General features: G+C 67.9%; 25 protein-coding genes and 1 tRNA gene. 11 read left to right on the forward strand and 15 right to left on the reverse strand.

The annotated features are described in order from the left end of the window. Positions 1-42: 42 nt before the first annotated feature. The 8 genes from KRR55_RS12310 to KRR55_RS12345 all read right to left on the reverse strand — a co-directional run bounded on the left by KRR55_RS12310 (position 43) and on the right by KRR55_RS12345 (position 7,275). Complete coding sequence (locus KRR55_RS12310; RefSeq protein WP_217389386.1) at positions 43-276, reverse strand: NF038396 family protein; 234 nt, start codon at positions 274-276, stop codon at positions 43-45. Then, a complete protein-coding gene (locus KRR55_RS12315; protein ID WP_217389387.1) occupies positions 273-845 on the reverse strand; it encodes a dihydrofolate reductase in 573 nt (190 codons plus the stop codon). The genes KRR55_RS12310 and KRR55_RS12315 overlap by 4 nt, the downstream gene beginning before the upstream one ends. Beyond that, the gene (locus tag KRR55_RS12320) at positions 842-1,645 is read right to left on the reverse strand and encodes a thymidylate synthase (protein WP_217389388.1); all 804 of its coding nucleotides are present in this window, start codon (positions 1,643-1,645) and stop codon (positions 842-844) included. Before KRR55_RS12320 ends, KRR55_RS12315 begins: the two co-directional genes overlap by 4 nt. Before the next feature lie 251 nt (positions 1,646-1,896). Further along, positions 1,897-2,220 carry a GNAT family N-acetyltransferase gene (locus KRR55_RS12325; protein ID WP_217389389.1) on the reverse strand — a complete coding sequence of 108 codons (324 nt, stop codon included), beginning with the start codon at positions 2,218-2,220 and terminating at the stop codon, positions 1,897-1,899. 86 nt (positions 2,221-2,306) lie between these two features. Further along, positions 2,307-3,272 (reverse strand): NUDIX hydrolase, encoded by a 966-nt coding sequence (locus tag KRR55_RS12330; RefSeq protein WP_217389390.1) that lies wholly within the window; start codon positions 3,270-3,272, stop codon positions 2,307-2,309. 4 nt (positions 3,273-3,276) lie between these two features. Then, the gene (locus tag KRR55_RS12335; protein ID WP_217389391.1) at positions 3,277-5,490 is read right to left on the reverse strand and encodes an RNA degradosome polyphosphate kinase; all 2,214 of its coding nucleotides are present in this window, start codon (positions 5,488-5,490) and stop codon (positions 3,277-3,279) included. 83 nt (positions 5,491-5,573) lie between these two features. Next, on the reverse strand, positions 5,574-6,551 hold the full coding sequence (gene mshD / locus KRR55_RS12340; RefSeq protein WP_217389392.1) for a mycothiol synthase: 978 nt from the start codon (positions 6,549-6,551) through the stop codon (positions 5,574-5,576). A gap of 25 nt (positions 6,552-6,576) precedes the next feature. Further along, complete coding sequence (locus tag KRR55_RS12345; RefSeq protein ID WP_217389393.1) at positions 6,577-7,275, reverse strand: winged helix-turn-helix domain-containing protein; 699 nt, start codon at positions 7,273-7,275, stop codon at positions 6,577-6,579. A gap of 199 nt (positions 7,276-7,474) precedes the next feature. On the opposite strand from KRR55_RS12345, the gene KRR55_RS12350 reads away from it, so the two are divergent. From KRR55_RS12350 to KRR55_RS12365, 4 genes are all read left to right on the forward strand, one after another. After that, the gene (locus tag KRR55_RS12350) at positions 7,475-8,212 is read left to right on the forward strand and encodes a hypothetical protein (RefSeq protein ID WP_217389394.1); all 738 of its coding nucleotides are present in this window, start codon (positions 7,475-7,477) and stop codon (positions 8,210-8,212) included. A 226-nt stretch (positions 8,213-8,438) separates the two neighbouring features. Continuing rightward, positions 8,439-9,038: a heme-binding beta-barrel domain-containing protein gene (locus tag KRR55_RS12355; RefSeq protein ID WP_217389395.1), complete on the forward strand. Its 600-nt coding sequence runs from the start codon at positions 8,439-8,441 to the stop codon at positions 9,036-9,038. A gap of 2 nt (positions 9,039-9,040) precedes the next feature. Next, the gene (ygfZ, locus tag KRR55_RS12360; RefSeq protein WP_418888840.1) at positions 9,041-10,111 is read left to right on the forward strand and encodes a CAF17-like 4Fe-4S cluster assembly/insertion protein YgfZ; all 1,071 of its coding nucleotides are present in this window, start codon (positions 9,041-9,043) and stop codon (positions 10,109-10,111) included. 249 nt (positions 10,112-10,360) lie between these two features. Continuing rightward, positions 10,361-11,968, forward strand: coding sequence for a bifunctional metallophosphatase/5'-nucleotidase (locus tag KRR55_RS12365; RefSeq protein ID WP_217389397.1), 1,608 nt, complete (start codon positions 10,361-10,363; stop codon positions 11,966-11,968). 93 nt (positions 11,969-12,061) lie between these two features. On the opposite strand, the gene KRR55_RS12370 is transcribed toward KRR55_RS12365, so the two are convergent. The 5 genes from KRR55_RS12370 to KRR55_RS12390 all read right to left on the reverse strand — a co-directional run bounded on the left by KRR55_RS12370 (position 12,062) and on the right by KRR55_RS12390 (position 16,212). Further along, a complete protein-coding gene (locus KRR55_RS12370) occupies positions 12,062-12,790 on the reverse strand; it encodes a GNAT family N-acetyltransferase (protein ID WP_217389398.1) in 729 nt (242 codons plus the stop codon). A 78-nt stretch (positions 12,791-12,868) separates the two neighbouring features. Beyond that, positions 12,869-13,897, reverse strand: a complete 1,029-nt coding sequence (locus KRR55_RS12375) for a 6-phosphofructokinase (protein WP_217389520.1) — start codon at positions 13,895-13,897, stop codon at positions 12,869-12,871. A 253-nt stretch (positions 13,898-14,150) separates the two neighbouring features. Further along, positions 14,151-14,396, reverse strand: coding sequence for a PspC domain-containing protein (locus tag KRR55_RS12380; RefSeq protein ID WP_217389399.1), 246 nt, complete (start codon positions 14,394-14,396; stop codon positions 14,151-14,153). A gap of 65 nt (positions 14,397-14,461) precedes the next feature. Continuing rightward, positions 14,462-14,689, reverse strand: coding sequence for a hypothetical protein (locus tag KRR55_RS12385; protein WP_217389400.1), 228 nt, complete (start codon positions 14,687-14,689; stop codon positions 14,462-14,464). Then, a complete protein-coding gene (locus KRR55_RS12390; RefSeq protein ID WP_217389401.1) occupies positions 14,686-16,212 on the reverse strand; it encodes a PspC domain-containing protein in 1,527 nt (508 codons plus the stop codon). Before KRR55_RS12390 ends, KRR55_RS12385 begins: the two co-directional genes overlap by 4 nt. A gap of 126 nt (positions 16,213-16,338) precedes the next feature. Between KRR55_RS12390 and KRR55_RS12395 the strand changes: the two genes are divergently transcribed. Next, the gene (locus KRR55_RS12395) at positions 16,339-17,610 is read left to right on the forward strand and encodes an ATP-binding protein (RefSeq protein WP_217389402.1); all 1,272 of its coding nucleotides are present in this window, start codon (positions 16,339-16,341) and stop codon (positions 17,608-17,610) included. Continuing rightward, positions 17,603-18,277 (forward strand): LuxR C-terminal-related transcriptional regulator, encoded by a 675-nt coding sequence (locus KRR55_RS12400; protein ID WP_217389403.1) that lies wholly within the window; start codon positions 17,603-17,605, stop codon positions 18,275-18,277. The genes KRR55_RS12395 and KRR55_RS12400 overlap by 8 nt, the downstream gene beginning before the upstream one ends. A 124-nt stretch (positions 18,278-18,401) precedes the next feature. On the opposite strand, the gene KRR55_RS12405 is transcribed toward KRR55_RS12400, so the two are convergent. Continuing rightward, on the reverse strand, positions 18,402-19,601 hold the full coding sequence (locus tag KRR55_RS12405) for a pyridoxal phosphate-dependent aminotransferase (RefSeq protein ID WP_217389404.1): 1,200 nt from the start codon (positions 19,599-19,601) through the stop codon (positions 18,402-18,404). Positions 19,602-19,780: 179 nt separating this feature from the next. Continuing rightward, positions 19,781-20,359 (reverse strand): hypothetical protein, encoded by a 579-nt coding sequence (locus KRR55_RS12410; protein WP_217389405.1) that lies wholly within the window; start codon positions 20,357-20,359, stop codon positions 19,781-19,783. A gap of 171 nt (positions 20,360-20,530) precedes the next feature. Between KRR55_RS12410 and KRR55_RS12415 the strand changes: the two genes are divergently transcribed. The 5 genes from KRR55_RS12415 to rplA all read left to right on the forward strand — a co-directional run bounded on the left by KRR55_RS12415 (position 20,531) and on the right by rplA (position 23,274). Continuing rightward, positions 20,531-20,603 (forward strand) — tRNA-Trp (locus tag KRR55_RS12415). A 117-nt stretch (positions 20,604-20,720) separates the two neighbouring features. Further along, positions 20,721-20,987, forward strand: a complete 267-nt coding sequence (gene secE / locus KRR55_RS12420) for a preprotein translocase subunit SecE (protein WP_217389406.1) — start codon at positions 20,721-20,723, stop codon at positions 20,985-20,987. Between the two features lie 57 nt (positions 20,988-21,044). Beyond that, entirely contained in the window at positions 21,045-21,842 is a 798-nt protein-coding gene (nusG, locus tag KRR55_RS12425) for a transcription termination/antitermination protein NusG (protein ID WP_217389407.1), read from the forward strand. 132 nt (positions 21,843-21,974) lie between these two features. Further along, positions 21,975-22,406: a 50S ribosomal protein L11 gene (rplK, locus tag KRR55_RS12430; protein WP_217389408.1), complete on the forward strand. Its 432-nt coding sequence runs from the start codon at positions 21,975-21,977 to the stop codon at positions 22,404-22,406. A gap of 160 nt (positions 22,407-22,566) precedes the next feature. After that, on the forward strand, positions 22,567-23,274 hold the full coding sequence (rplA, locus tag KRR55_RS12435; protein ID WP_217389409.1) for a 50S ribosomal protein L1: 708 nt from the start codon (positions 22,567-22,569) through the stop codon (positions 23,272-23,274). The last annotated feature ends 449 nt before the right edge of the window (positions 23,275-23,723 follow it).

The raw sequence follows: 23,723 nt of genomic DNA on the forward strand, positions 1-23,723 counted from the left end.
CGCAGCCGTGCCCGGACCGTGGGGTCCGGTGGCGCGAATGTGTTATTTGCCGCCGCCGGCCAGCAGGGCCCGGCGCATGCCCACCAGCTTCAGCGAGCCGAAGGCAAAGACCTGGGTGAAGACCAGCAGCAGCACCAGGCCCATGACTTTTGACCCGGTCAGCACCAGGAAGAATCCCAGCCCGGCGAAAATCAGGGCGAACAGCGGAAAGAGCATGTACCCGAGCACGAAGAGCGCCTCCGGGTTGGTCTTCAGCGCCTTGAGGGCTTCCTTCATGACTTCTTCTCCCACGCCTCGACGCGGTACTGGGTGCCGTTGGCGGCGGTCAGCCAACCGGTGTCCGGCTCCGAGAGCAGCTTGGTCCAGGCGGATCCCAGGGCAGGGGCCTTGGTGTCGCCCTTCGGGCTGGCGTTGATGACGGTCTTGACGGCCAGGTGGGCACCGCCGGCGAGGGCGGCGTAGATCTCGCCGCCGCCGATGACCCAGATTTCCTCTGAACCCTCTGCGGCCCGGGCGGCCTTCAGCGCCTCGTCGGTCGAACCGACGGGCACCGCGCCGGCGGTGCGCAGCGCGGCGTGGCGCGATGCGTCGCGGGTGATCACGATGTTGGTGCGTCCGGGCAGCGGGCGGAACTTCTCCGGGAAGGATTCCCAGGTCTTGCGTCCCATGATCACCGGGTGGCCGATGGTGGTGCGCTTGAAGTGCGCCAGGTCCTCGGGCAGGGACCACGGCATGGTGCCGTCTGCCCCGATGATGCCGTCCGAGGCCTCGGCCCAGATCATGCCGATGCGTTCGGGGGCGGTGGTTTCGGCGCGGTGTCCGGCGCTCTGGTTCGGGTTGCTCATACGGCGATGGGGGCCTTAATCGTCGGGTGGTGTTGGTAGTCCTCGATCACGAAGTCGTCGAGTCCGTAGTCGAAGATGGAATCGGGGGTGCGCGTGATGCGCAGGCGCGGATAGGGGTACGGCTCGCGCGTCAGTTGCTCGGTGACCTGTGCGACGTGGTTGTCGTAGATGTGGGTGTCCCCGCCGGTCCAGACGAACTCGCCGCGCTCCAGGCCGAGCTGGTCGGCCATCATGCAGGTCAGCAGCGCATAGGAGGCGATGTTGAACGGGACGCCGAGGAACATGTCGGCGCTGCGCTGGTAGAGCTGGCAGGAGAGCTTGCCGTCGGCCACGTAGAACTGGAAGAACGCGTGGCAGGGCGGCAGCGCCATGTTCTCGATTTCGGCGACGTTCCACGCCGAGACGATGTGCCGGCGGGAGTCGGGGTTCGCGCGCAGCGAGTCCATGACCTGGGAGATCTGGTCGATGTGGCGGCCGTCGGCGGTGGGCCAGGAGCGCCACTGCACCCCGTAGACCGGCCCAAGCTCGCCGTTTTCGTCGGCCCATTCGTCCCAGATCTTCACGCCGTTTTCGCGCAGGTAGGAGGTGTTGGAGTCCCCGCGCAGGAACCACAGCAGCTCCACGGCCACAGACTTGAAGTGGACGCGCTTGGTGGTGATCAGCGGGAAGGAATCGGCGAGGTCAAAACGCATCTGGCGGCCAAAGACGCTGGAGGTTCCGGTGCCGGTGCGGTCGCCCTTGGCGGTGCCGTGGGCGAGTACGTCGCGGAGCAGGTCCTCGTATGGGGTTGGAATCGTCACCGCATCAGTCTAGCCGTGCACGTGTCGATCGGCCCGGGGTGACCTGCCCAAAGTTCCCAAATGCGCTCATGGTCACTCCGCGGGCAGGTTGGATCCAGGCCACAGGCAGGGATCCCGGTTCTGGCGCTGGCCCGCCGCCGCGCGCGGGCGACACAGGGGAATGGGGCACCGTCGTGGGCGCGCGATTCGCGCCACTGCAGGCCGGACGGTCCGGGGCGGCACCGACGGGTTCCCCCACGACCGGACCCGCCTCAGGCCAGCAGGTCGTTGTATTCCGGGTAGCGCCGCAGGTAGTCCTGCACGTAGGTGCATTCGGGGACGATCTTCAGCCCGCGCTCGCGCATCTGTTCCAGCACCAGCGTGACCAGGGCCCGGGCAAAGCCGCGGCGGCCGTATTCCTCGTTGATGATGGTGTGCTGCAGCGTCGCGACCTCTCCGTCGACCCGGTACCCGAGGAACCCCACATAGGTGGCGCCGTGCCAGAGCCCATAGCGGCCCCGGTCCGCATCGTGGTCCAACCGCAGTCCCTGGTGCACAATCTTTTCCTGGGTGGTGCCGTGATCCTGTTGGGCCATGATGCGCTCCTTAGCAAAGCCGGAAAACCATACCGGGCGCCGTGCCGCGGGGCGCCTACTTATGAGACTACCGCGAAGGGTGCGCCCTAGTCCTCAAACGCGTCGTAAACTTCCACCGAGACAAGTTTTCCCTTGCCAGATACCGGTTGGTGGACCACGATGACGGCGCCGGGTCGCAGGTACGGGTCTTCCGCGGGAAGGAACGGCACCAGCGCGCCATTCATCCGCGCACGCAATTCGGTGAGCACCAGCGGCAGCACCGGGCGGTGCGTGCACAGCGCCTGGGACCGCCGCTTGTCCAGCAGCTTGGCCACGGTGCGCTGCGCCTTTTCCGGGCGGCGCGTGGCCGCATGCTCGGTGACGGAACCGAGGAGCTTGATGGTGAGGCGGTGCTGGTTCAGGTAGGGCGCCACCGTCTGCACGCAGCGCGTCCAGGGGCTGGAGGCAACCTTGGCCGGACGCCAGGAATCCAGCAGCCGGGCCACGGCCAGCGCCTGCCGCTGGCCCGTGGCGGCCAGCGGGCGCTTGCCTTCCTCGCGGGTCCAGTTTGACCGGGGCTTCGCCTTGGCATGGCGCACCACCACAAAGGGGTGCGTCGCCAGCAACCCGTCCCGGTGTGCGGCAACCAGGGCCTCAAGGGGCTCCAGGTCCCCCGGATTGGTGATCCACGCCCGCGCGGTCTTGGGTGTGACCCAGCGGACCGCGTCGGTTTCCTTCCCGTCGGGGACCGGCGGGGTGCCCGGGGCCCTGGCCGCCCAGTAGTAGACGACCTTGGGGCCCGAGCCCACCGGGTAGGTCATGGCCGGCAGCGGGATGCCCAGCTGGACATCCAGGCCGACCTCCTCGAAGACCTCCCGGGTGGCGCACTCGGGCATGGTCTCCCCGTCATCGAGCTTGCCCTTGGGCCAGGACCAGTCGTCATAGCGGTCGCGGTGGATCATCAGGACCTCGAGCCCGGCGCCGTTGTCGCGCCAGACCAGGGCCCCGGCGGCACGCACCGCAAATTTTCCCTCGCGAATGGCGGCGGAGTCGCTTGAACGCACGAAATGCACGCCGCTAGCGCCTGACCACGGTGCGCTGGCGGGCACGGGAATCAATGAGCCACGACTGGATGTCGGCCAGCGGATTGCCGTCCTCGTCCTTGTGGTGCCGGGTCCAGTCGCCGTCGGCGTCCAGGTGCCAGCTGGCGGTGCGCGGATCCATGTAGCGGTCAAGCAGCGCCACGAGGTCGTTGATGTCCTCGCGGCTGCTCAGCGACACCAGCGCCTCGACCCGGCGGTCCAGGTTGCGGTGCATCATGTCGGCCGAGCCGATGTAGACGACCGGTTCCCCGGCGTTGGAGAACATGAACACGCGGCTGTGCTCCAGGAAGCGGCCCAGGATCGAGCGCACCCGGATGTTTTCGCTCAAGCCCGGGACGCCCGGGCGCAGCGCGCAGATGCCGCGGACGATCACGTCGACGGCCACCCCGGCCTGCGAGGCGCGGTAGAGTGCGTCGATGACAGCCTCGTCGACCATCGAGTTCACCTTGATCACCACGCGCGCGGCCAGCCCGGCCTTGCGGTTGGCGATCTCCGCCTCGATCTTGTCGATCAGCCCCGAACGCAGCGAACGCGGGGCGACCAGCAGGCGCCGGAACGTGGAGCGCGGGGCGTAGCCCGAGAGCTGGTTGAACAGCCGCGAGAGGTCCTCGCCCACCGCGTCGTCCGACGTCAGCAGGCCCAGGTCCTCGTAGTAGCGGGCGGTGCGCGGGTGGTAGTTGCCGGTGCCGATGTGGCAGTAGCGGCGCAGCTTGTCGCCCTCGCGGCGGATCACCAGGGACAGCTTGGAATGGGTCTTCAGTCCCACGATCCCGTACACCACGTGCACGCCGGCCTGTTCGAGCTTCCGGGCCCAGGTGATGTTTGCCTGCTCGTCGAACCTGGCCTTGATTTCCACCAGGGCCAGCACCTGCTTGCCGGCCTCGGCCGCGTCGATGAGCGCATCCACGATGGGGGAGTCGCCACTGGTGCGGTAGAGGGTCTGCTTGATGGCCATGACCTTGGGGTCCGCGGCCGCCTGCTCCAGGAACGCCTGCACGGAGGTGGAGAAGGAGTCGTAGGGGTGGTGCAGCAGGATGTCGCGGCGGCGCATCGCCGCAAACACGTTGGCTGCCTTGGAGGTCTCGGACTCGTTGAGGAAGCGCGAGGTGTGGGCAAGCTGCTTGGGGTAGTGCAGGTCGGACCTGTCGATCCCGGCGATCACGCCCAGGCCGCGCAGATCCAGCGGGGCCGGCAGCGCAAAGACCTCGTCCTCCTCGATGCCCAGCTCGCGCACCAGCAGGGCGCGGATGTTCGGGGAAATGTCGTCCACGACCTCCAGGCGCACCGGGGGCCCGAAGCGGCGGCGCAGCAGCTCCTTCTCCAGGGCCTGGAGCAGGTTCTCCGCGTCGTCCTCCTCGACCTCGAGGTCCTCGTTGCGGGTGACGCGGAAGAAGTGGTGCTCGACGATGTCCATGCCCGGGAACAGGTGCTCCAGGTGCACCGCGATGACCTCCTCGAGCGTGATGAAGCGCGCGACCCTGCCCGCGGAGTTCCCGGCGCGCGGGCCGTCCACGGAGATCAGCCGCGCCATCACGTCGGGCACCTTCAGCCGGGCAAAGAGCTCCTTGCCGCTCACCGGGTTGCGGACCACCACCGCCAGGTTCAGCGAGAGCCCGGAAATGTAGGGGAAGGGGTGGGCCGGGTCCACGGCCAGCGGGGTGAGGATCGGGAAGACCTGGTCGATGAACCAGCGGCGCAGTTCCTCGCGCGCCCGTTCGTCGAGCTCGTTCCAGCCCACCAGCAGGATCTGTTCCTTTTCAAGGGCGGGGCGGACCTGCTGCGCGAAGACCTCGGCGTGGCGCAGCTGCAGCGCGTGCGCGTCGGCCAGCAGCATCTCCAGCTGGTCGATCGGGCTCAGCCCGGTGGCGGAGGGCACCGCGAGTCCGGTGGCGATGCGCCGCTTGAGGCCGGCGACCCGCACCATGAAGAACTCGTCGAGGTTCGAGGAGAAGATCGAGAGGAAGTTGACCCGCTCCAGCAGTGCCAGCTCCGGGTCCTCGGCCAGCTCCAGCACGCGGGCGTTGAAGTGCAGCCAGCTCAGCTCCCGGTCCAGGAACCTGTCGTCGGCGAAGTCGCCGTCGGGCAACGGCGAGGGCTCGAAGTCGGGCAGCTCGATCCGGTCCTGCGTGGCCCGGGCCGCCGGAACATCGGTGATGCCCAATGCGGAGGTGACTGGGTACGGATCCATGGCTGTTGCCCCTAGCGTGGATGAGGTGGAGATGCCGAGCGCCCGCGGCAAGGCCGGAAGGGCGCGCGGCATTGCGTCGATAACTACCTTACCGAAACCGGTGCGTACATGACGTCGACATCCCACTTGGTGAAGCCCAGTTTCCGGTAGAGCGAGACCGCGGCGGTGTTGTCGGCATCCACGTAGAGCATCAGCGCGTCCAGGCCCAGGGAGTTGAGGTAGTCGATGCCGGCCAGGGTGAGCACCTTGCCCAGCCCGGTGCCCTGCGCCTCGGGGACCACTCCGACCACGTAGATCTCGCCGATGGCCTGGTGTTCCCCGGTGGTGGGGGAGGACACCGCGGGGTGCACCTTGGTCCAGTGGAAGCCCCGGATCCTGCCCGCTTCGTCGACCGCCAGCAGGAAGCCTGCGGGGTCGAACCAGTCCTCCTCCATGCGGGCGGCCAAATCCTCGAGGGTCAGTGCGCCCTGTTCGGGGTGGTGCGCGAAGGCCGCGGCGTTCGCGGCAACCCAGCCGGGGCCGTCGGTGGCCGGGTCGAAGGCGCGGATGGAGATGCCCGCGGGCACGATCGGTGCCGGGACCTCGGTGCCGGCGACCATGCGCATGCGCCACAATTCGCGCATCGGGGCGAAGCCGAAGCGCTCGGCCAGCTTGGCCGCCGCCTCGTGGTTCCCGTGGGCCCAGGCCCGCAGCCCGCCCAGCTCGGTCTTCTCCGCCAGTGCCCCGAGCAGCCCGCCGGCGATGCCCGAATCCCGGAACGCGGGGTGCACCACCATCTCCAGGGTTCCCGGCGCGTCGGGAGTCCCGAGGACCGCGACGGCCGCGCCCACCAATTCACTCGAGGACGTGTCGGTCCCCTCGTCCAGGTAGGCGTAGGCACCCAGCAGGGCACCGGATCCCGGGGCGGTGCGCAGATCGAGAAGGGTCTGTTCGCTCAGCGGCGGGTTGCCGTCGGCTTCCTCTCCGGCGGCCACCAGCAGGTGCAGTGCGGAGAGCACGCCGGGCGCCGGGGCCCCGGCAAGCATTTCGATGGTGACTTCGGGATTCGTCGCAGCGTTCATATCCCTAAGATAGCCGCAGCGGCGCCTAGCCGTCGACGCTCTCGGCGTTTTCGTGGCGTTGCGAGGCGAAACGGTATCCCACGTTGCGCACCGTGCCGATGAGCTGTTCGTGGTCGGTGCCCAGCTTGGCGCGCAAGCGGCGGACGTGGACGTCGACCGTCCGCGTGCCTCCGTAGTAGTCGTAGCCCCAGACCTCGTGCAGCAGCTGCTCGCGGGTGAAGACCCGGCCGGGGTGCTGGGCCAGGTACTTGAGCAGCTCGAATTCCTTGTAGGTCAGGTTCAGCGGGGAACCGTGGACCTTGGCGGTGTAGCTGGCCTCGTCGATCAGCACGCCCGCGGCGCGGATCGGTGCACCCGTGGATCCCTCGTCCGGGGCCGACCGGGCCAGGGCCAGGCGCAGCCGCGCCTCGACCTCGGCGGGGCCTGCGGTGTCGAGAATGACGTCGTCGACCTGCCAGGACGCGGAGATCGCCGCCATCCCGCCCTCGGTGAGCACCAGCAGCAGCGGGCAGGCGATGCCGGTGGTGCGCAGCAACTGGCACAGCGTGCGGGAGGCGGCCAGGTCCTTGCGGCCGTCGACCAGCACCACCTCGGATCCCTCGGTGGCCAGCAGCGCGGCCCCCTGGGCGGGCATGACGCGGACCTGGTGGGAGAGCAGTCCCAGTGAGGGAAGGATGTCGGCCGAGGGCCCCGGGGCGTTGGTCAATAGCGCGATGACGGCCATCGATGCCTTCCCTCCCAGGTGCTTGGGTTGCCGATTCCGCGGGCCGGGCCACACGTGCGGCGCAACCCCCGGTGAATCGGTGTTTACACAATGAAGTATAGATTGCCGTGCGTTTCCATTACGTTTCCGAGCCCGCAACACGCGCCGGGCCCGGTGCCCCCGGGCGGGGTGCCGGGCCGGATAGGGCAGGATGTAACCTGTGAGATTCAAAGTTTTGGCCACAGGAACGATTGCCCTTGCCCTGGTCGTCGGGGCCAGCCAGCTGCCCGGCGGGACGCCCTGGCCGGTGCTTGGGGTCACCCTGGTGCTGCTTGCCGCCTTCGCCGTCGGCTGGCCGCGGCTGATGAAGGTGCCCTCGCCCAACCCGGTGTCCCTGGTGATCTTGGTGGTCGGTGCGGGGGCAACATTGCTGGGCCTCTTCGCGCCGTCGGGACCCGGGCTGGGCTGGGTGGCGCCGTGCCTGGCCACCGGCGTCATCCTGATGTTCCTCACCCAGCTGGTGCGCGGCACCGACGCACAAAAGCGCCTGGAGTCCGCCGCCACGGGAATCACCGGCATGGTCGTTGCCGCCTTCGGCTCGGGCTGGGCGGTGCTGGGGACCGAACCGGCCGGGCCGGCCCTTTCCCTGATGGCGGGGATCGGCATCCTGGGGGCGGCGGTCCCCGGGGTGCTGCGGCTGCCGGACCGCGTCGTCTTCCCGCTGGGCTTCGTGCTGGCGGTGCTGCTCGGCGGTGCGGCCAGCCTGTTGCACCCGGGTGTCAGCCTGGTTCCGGCGTTGGTGCTGGGCGCGGCCTGCGGCCTGGTCGTCGTCGGCTCGCGGGCCATGCTGGTTTCCGTGGGCGGGCCCAAGGGGCCGGCCCAGATGGCGGCCGCGGCGCTGACCCCGCTGCTGGTCTGCGGATCGGTGACCTGGTACATCCTGCTGCTGCTGGTCTAGTGGCCAGGGCCCGGTGGGGCGCGCCGCGGCCGACGTCACGAAAGGCCCGGGGGTCCCGCCAAACCGGTTAGGATGGTGGCATGAACGAATACCTTGGACTCGAAATCTTCTTCCTCTCGCTGCTGACCCTGGCGGGCCTGGGCATGGCCGGCTTCGCCGGACTCGTCGTTGCGCGCCTTTTCAAGGGCCAGAAGTAAAGAACAAACAGCACTAGGAAGCACACGCGATGGCAATCGAGATTCCCACCGACCTGACCCCGGAACTGGTGCCGCTCTCGTGGCTGATCGGGACCTGGGAAGGGACCGGACGGCTTGGCGAAGGCGAAGCCGACGACGAATTTTTCTTCCAGCGCGTGAGCTTCACCCAGAACGGGCTGCCGTTCCTGGAATACCGGTCCGAAACCTGGATCACCGACGAGCAGGGCACCACGTTGCGTCCGCTCACCGTTGAATCCGGGTTCTGGTCCCTCGAACGCCCCATGCTGGACGGCGATCTCGGCCCGGGAATGACGCCCGGGGACATTGTTCCCGCCCTGCGTTCGGCCCAAGACGTTGAAGACTTGCGCACGGACGAGGGCGGGTTCAAGATCCAGGCCAACATCGCGCACCCCGGGGCGATCAGCGAACTTTACTACGGCGTCATCAAGGGCCCGCAAATCCAGCTGGCCACCGACTTGGTGATGCGCGGCACCCACGCCAAGGACTACGCGTCGGCCACCCGGATCTACGGCCTGGTCAACGGCGATCTGTACTGGCGGTGGGACGTATCCACCGGCGGCAACGACCTCAAGGCACACGCCTCGGCCGCCCTCAAGAAGCAGGGATGACCATGGCGATTTCGCCGTTACTCTCCAGGCCCGGCGCCGTCGGCGCGTCCGGGATCGATGAGGGCGTCGCCGCCCACTACGGGGAACCGAACCAGGAGCAGCGCAGGCTGCTCTCCGGCGCGGCCGTGGCAGACATGTCCCACTTCGGCGTGGTCACGCTCTCCGGCGAGGACCGGCTCTCCTGGCTCAACACCCTCTCCAGCCAGGCTCTGACCGGGCTGGCCGAGGGGCAAAGCACCCAGACGCTGCTGCTGACGGTGCAGGGCCGCATTGAATTCGACATCCGCGTGCTGGCCGGCGCCGACAAGCTCTGGCTGATCGTCGAGCCGGGACAGGCCGAGCCGCTGGCCGCATTCCTGACCCGCATGCGCTTCATGTTGCGCGTGGAAATCACCGACGTCTCGGCGGAATTTGCCGTCGTGGGCGCCTGCGCACCGCAGCCGGCACTCGCGGAGAACCCGGTCTGGGTCGACCCGTGGCCCGGCGTCACCACCGGCGGCTATGCCTACTCGGAGCCGGAACACCCGGGGAACGAGCGTCCCTGGTACCTGTACATCGTGCCGGCGGCGGAACTCGAGCGGGCGGTCGCGGACCTGCCGCTGGCCGGGATGCTCGCCGTGGAGGCGCTGCGCATCGCCGCCTGGCGTCCGCGCTTCGGCTTCGAGACCGATGAGAAGGCCATCCCGCACGAACTGGATTTGATCCGCACCGCGGTCCACCTGGACAAGGGCTGCTACAAGGGCCAGGAAACCGTGGCCCGCGTGCACAACGTCGGGCGCCCGCCGCGCCGCCTGGTGTTCCTGCAGCTGGACGGCTCGATGCACACCCTGCCCGCCCTCGGCTCCCCGGTGATGGTGGGGGAGAAGGCCGTCGGCTCGCTGACCTCGGTGGCAACGCACTTCGAGGCGGGGCCCGTCGGGTTGGCGCTCGTCAAGCGCAACATCGACACCGAGCTCGAGCTGGAGGTCGTGGACGGCGAGGAGCGCTACGCCGCGAAGCAGGAGATCATCGTGACTCCCGAGGCCGGGCAGATCGCCGGCCGCTTCACCGGCTTCATCCGTCCGCCGCGCTAGAAAACGCTGGAACGGGCCCAGCCATCCGTGTCTTCCACGGGTCTGTGCAACACGTTGCGGCACGGCGGGACCAGTAATACACCTAAAACGCCCGGCCGGGGTTTCCCGGTCGGGCGTTTTGCGTGGACGGGCAGGCAGGAAGGCCCGGTGCGGTCCTTATTTCGTTGAGCCGGTGGTCAACGGGACAGCCCGTCGTGCGTTCATGCCGGGCTTTCCAACCGTTCACTTGAACCTTGTACGGTCACCCGCATGTCTTCTTTCAAGTTCGGGCGCGTTCTCGCCCTCGCCGCCGCGGCCGGCGCGCTGTCCCTTTCCCTCGCCCCCGCTGCCCTTGCCGTCCCCGCGGAAACACACAAAGTCGAGCAGGACGGCGCAAAAACCGCTTCCCCCGGGAAGGGGCAGGGCACGGGCGCCGGGCGGTGCCACGCACCGGGCCTGCCGCCTGTCCCGTACCGGGAAGGCACCGTGGCCTACTTCCAGGACGCCCATGAGTGCAGCCCGCGCGAGCACGCCCTGGGCTACCGTGGCGGCATTGCCCGCCTTGCCACCGTCCTGGACGGCATCGAGGCCGCCAACGAGAATCCTGCGACCATCTTCGGCGGCGACATGGCCGGAGGCAGCCTGTTCGGCGGCGTCTACAAGGGGTTCCCGTTCGTGGAGGCGTTCAACGACCTGGGCGTGGACGCTGCCACCTTCGGCCAGCATGACTTCGACTTCGGTCTCGAGACAGCGCTGGACCTGGTGAAGGCCTCGGAATTCCCGTGGATTGCATCCAACCTCGCCTACAAGGACGGCAGCGAGTTCCTTCCCGGCGCCGTGGCCGGAGCCGTGGAAGCCGGTGAGCTGACGGTCGGCGTCATTGGCCTCACCGGCTCGTTGCAGAACAGCTCCGCCAATGCCGATCTCGACCAGCGGCCCTACCTCGAATCCACCCAGGCCGGGGTGAAGCTGCTGCAGGAGCAGGACGTCGATGTCATCGTCGTCTCCGGCCAGATCGACCGGGCAGAAGGGCTCGAGCTCATGGACCGGGTCCCGGAAGTCCAGGTGCTCATGCGTGAGGAGAACAGCGGCTCGTCCCCGGCCGAGGCGATCGAGCTGGGCGACGGGCGCCTGATGGTCACCGGCATGGGCGACTACGGCGTGGTCGCCGAGATCGACATCGCCAAGGACCTCTGCGGCAACATCACCACGGGCGCCGTCCTGCACGACGTCGACGAATCGGTGGCCGAGGAACCTGCTTGGGCGGCAAGGGCCGCCTTCTACGAGCAGGACATGGAAGAGCGCCTCGACGCGACGATCGGGACGGCGACCGGCGACTTTGGCCGCCGTGCCGCGGGCGAGCTGGCCGCCGATGCCTTCCGCGACTACTTCACGGCCGACCTCGGCTGGGCGAACGGCGGCGGTATCCGCGCCGAGATCGACGGCGGCGATCTCTCGCTGCGCGACCTGCACACCGTTTTCCCCTTCGGAAACCGCGCGATGCTCATCGAGGTCACCGGTGAACAGCTGATCGAGGGCCTGAACCAGGGTGTCGACTCCAGTCCCGAAGGCTACGGGGGCTTCCCGCGGGTTTCCGGCTTCACCTTCACCTACTCGGAATTCGCCCCCGCAGGCCAGCGCATCACCGACGTTGTCCTTCAGGACGGCACGCCTGTCGATCCGGGCGCCACTTACTCCCTGGCCATCACCAACTACGTGGCAACCAACGGCGGTGACGGCGTGAGCGCGTTCCTGAACGCCCCGATCGTGGTGTCGGCAGACGAGGGCACCGCGGATGTCAGCGCCCTGACCGCGTATGTCGAGAAGCTCGGCACCATTACGCCCAACGAAATCCCGAGGGCCACGATCCTGCCGTAGCGCCGCATCGGAAAACACCAAGGGGCCGGGATTTCGCGCACGCGCGATTGCCCCGGCACCTTTTTCTACCCCGCGCCCCTGTGCAGTCCCGGCTCAGGCCCCGTGGTGCAGCTTCAGGCTCAGCAGCGACCCGACCAGCTCGAAGCCCAGCGAGGTGGCCAGGGCGCTGGCGGCGTCCTGGCCTTCCTTGATGCGCGCCTGCGGGATCAATCCCTCGCCCAGCGCGTCGTCGACCGCCAGCGCCGCGGCGTAGCGGCCCAGGCCGTGGCCGCGCAGGTGCGGGTGCGTGAGCACCGTGGTGTCGGCCAGCAGCCCGCCCGGCGCCCAGTAGCCGGCGCCCGCCACGGGCTCGGAGCGGGTGTCGGAGAACAGCACGAAGCACTGGTCCCAGTCGGGGAGCTCGGTGCTCGCGGCGTCGTCGTGAGGGGATCCCTCGCGCAGCTCCGCCAGGTCCTCCAGGTCGGTGGAGACGGTGATGTTCTCCGAGTCCACGATCTCGAAGGGCGAATCGAGGTAGGTCAGCGCGTCGACGCCCAGCGAGCGGACCGAGGGGGCCAGCCCGGAGGCGTGCAGCAGCCCCAGCAACGCCCGGTCGTCGACGAAGTGCTGCTCGGAGGCGCCGCGCAGCAGCGGCAGGAAGTCCTCCGGGGCGCGCACCACCCGGTGGTCGCCCAGGTGCAGCACCTCCACGCGTCCGGTGTCGATCGAGGGGACGAAGAGGCCCACGGGCGCGCGGTCCGGCTGCAGCGCGGAGTCGGGCACGCCGAACTCGCGGGCCCAGGAAAGCGCGATGATGGCACGGGTGCCGAATTCAAGATTCACGGTTTCGAGCCTAGTGCAGGAGCGGGCCGCCGGAGGGTCCCCGTGGCGCGCAAAACGCCCGGGCGCCGGCGGCGGGACTCAGCCGAAGAGGATCCGTGCCTCGTCGTAGCGGTCCTGCGGGACCCGCTTGAGGTTGTTCAGCGCCGCCTGGAACGGCACCCGGTTGATCTTGGTGCCGCGCAGCGAGACCATCGACCCCCAGGCCTCGTCGGACACCGAATCCACCGCCGCCATGCCCAGGCGCGTGGCCAGCACGCGGTCAAAGGCGCTGGGCACCCCGCCGCGCTGGATGTGCCCGAGCACCGTGGCCCGGGTCTCGATGCCGGTGGCGTCCTCGATGAAGGGGGCCAGCTGCTCGCCGATGCCGCCCAGGCGCGGGCGGCCGAAGGCGTCAAGCCCGCGCTCGGAGAACGCCCCCTCGGCGCCCTCGGGCACGAAGCCCTCTGCCACCACCACCAGCGGCGCGCGCCCGCGGTCGTGGGCCTCGCGCACCCAGGCGTAGATCTGTTCCATGGTGGTTGACTGCTCGGGGATCAGGATTGCGTGCGCGCCGGTGGCCAGGCCCGCGTGCAGCGCCAGCCAGCCCACGTGCCTGCCCATGACCTCGGCGATCATGCAGCGGTGGTGGGATTCGCCGGTGGTGCGCAGCCGGTCGATGGCCTCCACGGCGATCTGGTTGGCGGTGTCGAAGCCGAAGGTGAAGTCGGTGGCGTCCAAGTCGTTGTCGATGGTCTTGGGCACGCCGACGATCTTCAGCCCGGCGTCGGTCAGCCGCTTGGCCCCGGCCAGGGTGCCCTCGCCGCCGATGGCGATCAACGCGTCCACGCCGAGGCGCTGCAGCGTCGCGGCGATGTTCGCCGCCCCGCCGTTCTCGCCGTCGAAGGCGTTGGTGCGCGAGGTGCCCAGGATGGTGCCGCCCTGCTTGGAGATGCCGCGGACCGCGGTGCGGGGGAGTTCGACGAAGTCCCCGTCCTTGACCCCGCGCCAGCCGTCGCGGAATCCCACGAACTCGTGGTCGTAGCTCTTGATGCCGTTCAGGACGGCCCCGCGGATGACGGCGTTCAATCCGGGGCAGTCCCCGCCACTGGTCATGATCCCGATGCGCATGCTCACTCAATTCCTTCGCTGCTCGATCACCGCGGCAGCGCGTTGCGGTGCCGGGGCGGTGGTGTGGTGATGGAGCGCGACGCTGGGCTCGCCAGCCACCAGTCTAGCCACCAGGCACCTGTGATCGCCAACACCAAGCCAAAGTGCTACGCCGGGGCGAGCCCTTCCGGCCCACGCAGCGCCGCCCGCCGTCCCCGCACCTGGTGGCGCGGGGGACGGCGGGCGGCCGGGTGGTGCGCGGTGCGGGCGTGCCCTAGCTGACCTTGCGGATCAGCTTCTGCAGCACGATGGTGTCGTCCTGCGCCGGAAGCAGCAGCCAGGCGACGAGGTAGGCCCCGATGCCCAGGACCGGCAGCAGGAAGCTGAGCAGCAGCCCGATGCGGACCAGGGTGACGTCCCAGCCGAACTTCTCGGAGATGCCCCCGGCTATGCCGGCGACCATCCGCTTGGGGCCGCGGCGGAAGGGGATCGAGCGAAGGGAATTGAAAAAGGTGTCCATGGTGTCAAAGTCTTTCATGCCGGGGCGGGAATTTGCTGTGAACTGCGGGTGCGGTGCTGCCCGATTCACTCGGTGCGGCGCGCGGCCAGGATGCCGGCGACGATCAGGATCACCCCTGCACCGCCGAGAAGGGAGATGAAGAGCAGCGGCGCGCTGATCTGGAAGTTCAGCAGCAGGCCCGCGAGCAGGGCGATGCCGATGGCCAGCAGGATCAGGCCGAAGACCAGGGTCCCGGTGGGGAACTGCCCGGCCGGCTCGCCCGCGGAGTGCTGTTGTTCGGTGTGCTGGCTCATGGTGCAACCTCGGCCTTCTCTACGTTGATTTGGATGCTGCTGAATGCCCCGTCGATCTCCAGGCGCAGTTCGGGGCCGCCCCTGTCGGCATTGAGCACGGTTTCGCCATCGCGGATTCCGGTGTTGGCCCCGTTGACCTGCATCGAGCCGAAGGCGCCCTGCGAATCGATGACCACCGGGATGTTGTCCGGGACAGTCAACTCCATGGAGGAGAAGACGTTGTCGAGCTTCACGGTGGTGTCGGAGGTGATGGTCGAGTAGGAGCGCAGGTCAAGCTCCCCGGAGTTGAAGACGTTGGTGGTGCCGTCGCCGTCGGTGCTGGTGATTCCCATGAATCCGTTCATGGGTCCGGAATCGCGCAGCGATCCGCCGCCCCAGAGCAGGGAGAAGATCAGCGCGACGATCCCGAAGCCGACAAGTGCCCCTCCGGTGCGCTGGTTCAGCGCCGCACCGATGAGTCCCAAGGCTATGACGATCAGTGCGACGGCGAACCCCACCGCGACTGCGTCGGCCGGAAGCTCGAGCAGCCCCAGGTGGGACAGGCCGGTGACCAAGGCGAACAGGAGCACCGCGAGCCCCAGCACAATGGTTGCCGCATAGCCCGGCAGCGCCTTGTGGCGCACCGGCTTCGGCGATTTGCCGGGCCACGGGGCGGCCGAACCCGGGAGCGGGGCGGTCGGCGGCGGGCCGAATCCGGCGGCAGGCGGCTGGTTGCCGGGGCCCGTCGCGCGACCCGGGAAGGCGGGGGCCTCGGGTGATAGCAGTGGCATGGTGTGCTCCTGGGGGTTGGGACCGGTTCCCGGCCGGGTGCCGGGCAGCGGCGTGGTCGGTGCCCCGGTCCCCGCCGGGTCGGCGGCCTCCGCGGGCTTGTTCGTTGATGCGGGATCGTCGGGATCGCCGGAATTGCCCGGTTCATCTGCATTTCCGGCCGCGCCCCGGGGTTCGGGACCCTCGTGCACGGTGCCCGGAAGAATGACCGTGTTTGCCGAGACCACCGGCGTTGGGCCGGCGGTGCCCGGGGCCGGGGAATGGGCCGCGGTGGACGGCGGCGTGGCGGACTGGAAGTCGGCGGGACCTGCCGGTGTCGGGGTCCGGAGCGGCTGCGTCCCCCCGGCGAAGCTTCCGCGCCGGGAAAAGACCAGGAAGGCGATGCCCGCGATCACCAGCAGCGTCCAGAAGCCGCCGTCCCACCATCCGAAGAGTGCGGGGGAGCTCACGGCGCCGACGACGGTGAAGACCACTGCCCCGCTCATGCCGCTGCTCCAGCGCCCCGCGATTGCCTCCTGCACGTGGATCTTGCCGTCGGGACCGGGCATCAATGCCCAGCCGACGCCGTAGACCAGCAACCCCAGGCCGGCGACAAAGCACAGCGCCACAAAGGCGCCGCGCACCAGTATGGGGGAGATGCCGAAGCGCTGCGCCACCCCGGAGGCGACGCCGCCGACCCAGTGGTCCTCGCCGCGTTGCAGCCCCAGTTCCCTCACCCAGCGGAAAAACCCGTGTTCCATTGATGCTTCTCTCATGCCTCAATCCTCGTGCCTGCCCGGGTGCCGCCGCTATGGGGGTCGCCCCTGATTGAACCCTGAGGCCAACCCCGGGATCCACGCCCGCGGGCCCCAACCGGCCCGCGGGCGTGCTTGGATGGATACATGAGCCAAACACCTCTCCGTCCCGCGCTGCTGCGCGGGGAGACCCGCATCATTGCCGGGGTGTGTTCAGGTGTTGCCGCCCATCTGGGACTGAAGGCATCCTGGGTGCGCATCGGCTTCGTGCTTGCGGCCCTGCTCGCCGGCGCCGGGGTGGTGCTCTACGCCTGGTTGTGGATCTTTGTGCCAAGCGCGGGGGATGCGCAACGCGACGCCGCCCGCGGCACCGGAACCCGCCGCTTCACCCTGGCCGAGGGGCTGGCCCCGAAGTCGGCCGAGGCGGAGGACCCGCTGGGTGCCGCCCGCCAGGCCTCGTTGCGCCAGGTCGTCATCGGGATCGCGCTGCTGCTGGTGGCGGGGCTCGCCGGAGCGCAGCTGCTGGGCGTCTCCATCCGCTGGGACCTGGTGTGGCCGGTGCTCGTGGTCATCGCCGGTGCCGTGCTGGCCTGGATGCAGCTGGACGAGGGCGGGCGCGCCGGGTTGCGCAGGAGCACCGGGGCGCTGGGCGCCGCCGGGATCACCCGCCTGCTGGTGGGCGTCGGGCTGGTGGTGGCCGGGGTGCTGCTGCTCTTCAGCGGGGCAGTGGGCGTGGGCTCGCTGCTGTCCGGGCTCGCCGTGGCGGTGGCGGTCATCGCCGGCCTGCTGCTGGTGCTGCTGCCCTGGGCGCTGCGCTTCTGGCGCGACTTCGTCTCCGAGCGCACCAACCGCGTGCGCGCGGCGGAGCGCGCCGACATCGCCGCGCACCTGCACGACTCGGTGCTCCAGACCCTGGCCCTGATCCAGAAGCGCGCCGCGGACCCCGCCAAGGTCCTCACCCTGGCCCGCGCCCAGGAACGCGAACTGCGCTCCTGGCTCTACGACGAGCACGAGCGCAGCGCGGACGGCATCGCCGCGGCGATCCGCGCCGCCGCCGGGGAGATCGAGGAACTCTACCTGGTGTCCATCGACATGGTCGGCGTCGGGGAACGCACCGGGCTGCCGCAGCACGACGCGCTCCTGCAGGCCACGCGGGAGGCCATGGCCAACGCCGCCAAGCACGCCGGCGGCACCATCTCGGTATACGTGGAGGCGGGCCAGCAGCGCATCGAGGTGTTCGTGCGCGACCGCGGCGACGGCTTCGATCCCGACGCGGTGTCGGCGGACCGGCACGGCGTGCGCGAATCGATCATCGGGCGCATGGAACGCAACGGCGGCCACGCCACCATCAAGAGCAATGAGGAGGGCACCGAGGTGCACCTGTCCATGGATGTAGACGACGGAGAAGACAATGACTGAGCCAACCCAGGACCCCGCGATCGCCCCGGTGCGCGTGGTGGTGGTCGATGACCACGGGATCTTCCGCTCCGGGCTCAAAGCCGACCTCGACGCGCGCGTGGAAGTTGTCGGCGAGGCCGCAACGGTCGAGGACGCCGTCGCGGTGGTGCACCGGGAAATGCCGGCCGTCGTGCTGCTCGACGTGCACCTGCCGGGCGGGCGCGGGGGCGGCGGCGCGGAGGTGCTCGCCGGCTGCGTGGATGTATTTCCGCAGGTGAAGTTCCTGGCCCTGAGCGTCTCCGACGCCGCGGAGGACGTGGTCACGGTGATCCGTGCCGGGGCCCGCGGGTACGTCACCAAGTCGATCTCGGGTGCGGAAATCTCCGATGCGGTGCTGCGGGTGGCGGGCGGCGACGCGGTGTTCTCCCCGCGGCTGGCCGGCTTCGTGCTCGACGCCTTCGGCACGCAGGCGGCGATCAGCGCCGACGAGGAACTGGATCTGCTCAGTGCCCGCGAACTGGAGGTGATGCGCCTGATCGCGCGCGGCTACAGCTACAAGGAGGTCGCCAAGGACCTGTTCATCTCGGTCAAGACCGTGGAAACCCACGTTTCCTCGGTGCTGCGCAAGCTCCAGCTCTCCAACCGGCATGAACTCACCCGCTGGGCCGTGGACCGCCGGATCCTCTAGCCCCGGGCACCCGCAGGGCACCTCGTGCGGGCAGCCAAAAGGCCGGTGGCCGGGCCCTGGAATCCAGGACCCGGCCACCGGCCGTCGAATATCTGCCGGAAGATCCGGCCAGGCCTTCCGGCCCCTACTTGGCCTCGCCCAGCAGGGTGGCCAGGCGGCCCACGCCCTCGGCCAGGTCGGCATCGCCCAGCGCGTAGGACATGCGGATGTAGCCCGACGGGCCAAACGCCTCGCCCGGGACCACCGCCACCTCCACCTGTTCCAGGATCAGCGCGGCCAGCTCGGCGCTGGTGTTGGGCACGACTCCGCGGATTTCGCGGCCCAGCAGCCCTCGCACATCCGAGTACGCGTAGAACGCGCCCTCGGGGACCGGGCAGTTCACGCCGTCGATGGCGTTCAGCGCGGAGACCATGGCCTTGCGGCGGCGGTCAAAGGCGGTACGCATCTCGGCCACGGCATCCAGCGGGCCGGACACGGCGGCCAGCGCGGCGATCTGCGAGACGTTCGAGACGTTGGAGGTCGCGTGCGACTGCAGGTTCGTGGCTGCCTTGATGACGTCCAGGGGCCCTGCCATCCACCCCACGCGCCAGCCCGTCATGGCGTAGGTCTTGGCCACGCCGTTGAGGATGATGACCTTGTCGCCCAGCTCCGGGGCGGCGGTGGCGATCGAGGTGAACACCGCATCGTCGTAGGTCAGGTGTTCGTAGATCTCGTCGGTGATGACCCAGAGGTCCTTGGACGCGGCCCAGCGGCCGATCTCGGCGACCTGTTCCGGGGAGTACACGGCCCCGGTCGGGTTCGACGGGGAGACGAAGAGCAGCACCTTGGTCTTCTCGGTGAGCGCTGCCTCAAGCTGGTCGATGGTGACCTTGTAGCCCTGCTCGGGGCCGGCGAACACCTCGACGGGGACACCGCCGGCCAAGCGGATCGCCTCGGGGTAGGTGGTCCAGTAGGGGGCGGGCACGATGACCTCGTCTCCCGGATCCAGCAGGGTGGCAAACGCGTTGTACACGGCCTGCTTGCCGCCGTTGGTGACCATGACCTGGGAGGCATCGATCCGGTAGCCCGAGTCGCGCATGGTCTTTTCCGCGATGGCCGCGCGCAGTTCCGGCAGCCCGGCCGCGGGGGAGTAGCGGTGGTACTTGGGGTTGCGGGCCGCGGCTACCGCGGCCTCAACGATGTAGTCGGGGGTGGGGAAATCCGGTTCGCCGGCGCCAAAGCCGATGACGGGACGTCCCGCCGCCTTCAAGGCCTTGGCCTTGCCGTCTACGGCCAGTGTGGCGGATTCTGCGATGGACCCGATACGTCGGGAAATGCGTGCCATGTCGTCGCTTCCTGGAAGGGAGTTGTGGGTGAACGTATGAGCCAAGCTTAGTGGGCGCAGTGGTGGGAGCACGATTTTTTGGGGACGCGCCGGGCGAGTGTGAAGCGTCGCGTCGCGGCGCCCATGTCGGGCAAGGGTTAAAGCCGACGAACTTGCCGGTGCGGCGGGTCGTTCACGGGCTACAGGCCGGGCTCGCGGCCGTAGCGCTTCCGATGCAGTTCGCTGGCCAAATCGGCCGCGGGGTCCGCCTCCTGCTGCCGGTGGCGCACCTGGTGCCACTGGACGTAGGCCGCCGCCCCCAGGAAGAGCGCCGGGGTTGCCACGAAGGGCAGGAAGAGGACCCCGGTGTAGGAGATCAACCCGAGCTGCGCGCCGGCAACCAGCACCAGCAGTCCGGTTCCCACCCACGTCAGCAGGTTCACCCCCAGGCGCATCGCCCAAAGAACCAACCCGATGCCGAGGTACCAGGACAGCGGAAGGGGCGATCGCATGGTGAGGATGCCTATGGCGATTGCCAACAGCAATTGCAGCAACAGGTGCCCGGAGAGATCCCGGCGGTTGCGCAGGGACGCCCAGGCGCCGAGGGCAATGAACAGTGGGACTGCCGCCAGCAGCAGCTGCGGCAGGAATCCTGCGGCAGGCGAATAGCGTGAGGTGGTGCGCAGGATGGCATCGAGCACGGAGCCGCCTGCAAAGACCAATAGGATCAGGGCGCCGGCATGGTCCGGGCCGGCATTCCGGGGTGTCGGGGGGAGCATGAACCCAACCTAGCAGTCACGATTCGGTGCCAAATTGCGCATGAAGCCGGGCCCGGAGTGCCCGGTTCGACAATCGGCACATTCTTTGCGTAGACTTGTTCCTCGGTGTTGGAAAACATCTGGAGCACCAAGTCCGCAATGGATTTGATGGTCCGCGAGCATTATGCTCGAAGGGTAGTGGCGCAATTGGTAGCGCAGCGGTCTCCAAAACCGCAGGTTGCAGGTTCGAGTCCTGTCTGCCCTGCGCAGTGGCAATCATCTACGGTTGCTCGGCGAATATTCACGTCACGGTGTGTTGTGGTCGATACGGCTGCGGCACACCGTGATTGTTTCAAGTGGGATAATCTGAAACGAGGAATCGGTGACCGAAACGACTGCGAGCGATTCGCACGGCGCTGGGCACAACAAGAAGCCGTCGAAAGCCGGTTTCTTCGCGGGCATGGCCCTCTTCTTCCGCCAGATGATTTCCGAGCTGAAGAAGGTCGTCACCCCGACCCGCAGTGAGCTGGTCAACTACACCTTGGTAGTCATCGCCTTTGTGGTGTTGATGATGCTGATCATTTCCGCCCTGGATTTCGTGTTCGGAAACGGATCAATTCTCATCTTCACCAATTCGCCCGAACAGTAACACGGGACCATTCGCCCCACACTTCTGGTGAACCAGTAACAGAAAGCAGGAACCGCAGTGTCCGAGCAGGAACTCGAACCGCAGGCCACCGAAGAATTCGAAGGCCAGGCAGTAGAGGCTGATACCGATCAGGTGTCGGCCGATTCCGTCGTTTCCGAGGACGCCGAGCAGGCTCCCGAGGTTTCCGAGGACGCCGAGCAGGCTCCCGAGGATGCCGAGCAGGATGCCGCAGCCGAGGAAGCACCGGCCGTGGATCCCATTGAAGAATTCCGCACCAAGCTTCGCCGCCAGCCCGGCGACTGGTACGTCATCCACTCGTACGCCGGTTACGAAAACCGCGTCAAGGTGAACCTCGAGACCCGTATCCAGACCCTGGGGATGGAGGATTTCATTTATGAAATCCAGGTCCCGATGGAAGAGGTCGTCGAGATCAAGAACACCACGCGCAAGATCGTGCGCCGCGTTCGGATCCCCGGCTACGTCTTGGTCCGCATGGAATTGACCGACGCCTCCTGGGGTGCGGTTCGCCACACTCCCGGTGTCACCGGCTTCGTCGGCAACGCCCACGATCCCGTGCCGCTGCGTCTTGAGGAAGTCTTCTCGATGCTCGAGCACACCATCGTCACCGAAGAAGAGGGCGAGCACACGAAGGCCGGCCGCGCCCCGATCACCGAGGTCCACGTCGACTTCGAGGTCGGCGAATCGGTCATCGTCAATGATGGCCCGTTCGAGACGTTGCCGGCAACGATCAGCGAGATCAAGCTGGAGTCCTCCACCTTGGTCGTCCTGGTCTCGATCTTCGAGCGCGAGACCCCCGTGACCCTGTCGTTCAGCCAGGTCACCAAGATCCAGTAACATTAAAGACTTCGTGCCTTCCCGGTTTGCTTTACCGGGAAATCGGCATGACTCGGCCGCCGCGCCACGGCGGTCAACCCCCCGAGGCACGCTCCTGTGCATCGGGGCAACGCAAAAGAAGAAGGACCCGACATGGCCCCCAAGAAAAAGGTCACCGGACTCATCAAGCTGCAGATCCAGGCAGGCGCCGCCAACCCGGCACCTCCGATCGGCCCGGCGCTTGGTCAGCACGGCGTCAACATCATGGAATTCTGCAAGGCGTACAACGCCGCCACCGAGTCGCAGCGCGGCAACGTGGTTCCGGTTGAAATTACTGTCTACGAAGACCGTTCCTTCACCTTCATCACCAAGACCCCGCCGGCAGCTGAGCTCATCAAGAAGGCCGCAGGCGTGCCCAAGGGTTCCGCTACCCCGCACACCGTCAAGGTTGCCAAGCTGACCCAGGCACAGGTTGAGGAAATCGCCACCGTGAAGATGGAAGACCTCAACGCCAACGACATCAAGGCTGCTGCCCTGATCATCGCCGGCACCGCCCGCTCGATGGGCATCACCGTAGAAGGCTAATTCCGCCTTCCACACCCGCGCGCCTGGAATTCCGGGAACGCACCCCCAAAACAACCAAGTCGATGCGGAACCAGCCGGATGAATCCGGCGCACCGCATTGCAAGTGGCAGGGTCGCGCGCGACCCATACATGACCACGACTGCATAAGGAGAAAAAGCAGATGGCAAAGCGCAGTAAAGCATTCGTAGCCGCCGCGGCGAAGATCGAAGAAGACAAGTTCTACGCTCCGGCCGAGGCAGTTGCCCTCGCCAAGGAGATCGCCTTCTCGAAGGCAGACGAGACCGTTGAGGTTGCTTTCCGCTTGGGCGTTGACCCTCGCAAGGCTGACCAGATGGTTCGCGGCACCGTGATCCTTCCCCACGGCACCGGCAAGACCGCCCGTGTCCTCGTGTTCGCAAACGGCGACAAGGCAGAAGCTGCAATTGCAGCCGGCGCCGACTTCGTTGGCTCGGACGACCTGATCGCCAAGATCGCCGGCGGCTGGACCGACTTCGACGCAGCGGTTGCAACCCCTGACCTCATGGGCAAGGTCGGCCGCTTGGGTAAGGTCTTGGGTCCCCGTAACCTGATGCCGAACCCGAAGACCGGTACCGTGACCATGGATGTCGCCAAGGCCGTCAACGAGATCAAGGGTGGCAAGATCGACTTCCGCGTCGACAAGCACTCGAACCTGCACTTCATCATCGGCAAGGTTTCCTTCGATGCGCAGAAGCTTGCAGAAAACTACGCAGCAGCACTGGACGAGGTTCTTCGTTTGAAGCCTTCCTCTTCCAAGGGCCGCTACATCACCAAGGCCACCGTGGCCACCTCCTTCGGCCCGGGCGTCCCGGTCGATGCGAACGTGACCCGCGTGCTTTCCGAGGCCTAATAGCGCCTCTGCGTTCCGGACCCGGCACCATCCCCACGGGGGATTGGTGCCGGGTCCGGTCGTTTAACCGATGCACCAGGACGAATCGGGCCGGCCCCGATTCGTCCTGGTGATGGCGGCTCGAAGCCACCTCGAATGACTGACCCGGTGCCCGCGTCCGACTTCGGGTCGTGCAGACCACAAACGCCCGGCCGGGCACCGTGCCTCAAGCTCCAGGGTCGAGGCGCGGCAATCCCCATCACAGCCCTCCGGATGCAGCACGGTGGTTCTGCCTGAGGAGCCGGGCTGTGGAGCAGTGAAGAGGTCTTGGCACGACGCCCGACTGCGGGCAGTGCGTGGCGGAATCTCGGGCCGACTCGGCGCGAATTCGCTTAATCGCCAAAATTGTGAGTTGTGGGATGCCACATTCCTGATATGGTTAAGGGGTCGCGATCTGATCGCGGCCAGGT

The sequence above is a fragment of the Paeniglutamicibacter quisquiliarum genome (assembly GCF_019084045.1).
Classification (GTDB): domain Bacteria; phylum Actinomycetota; class Actinomycetes; order Actinomycetales; family Micrococcaceae; genus Paeniglutamicibacter; species Paeniglutamicibacter quisquiliarum.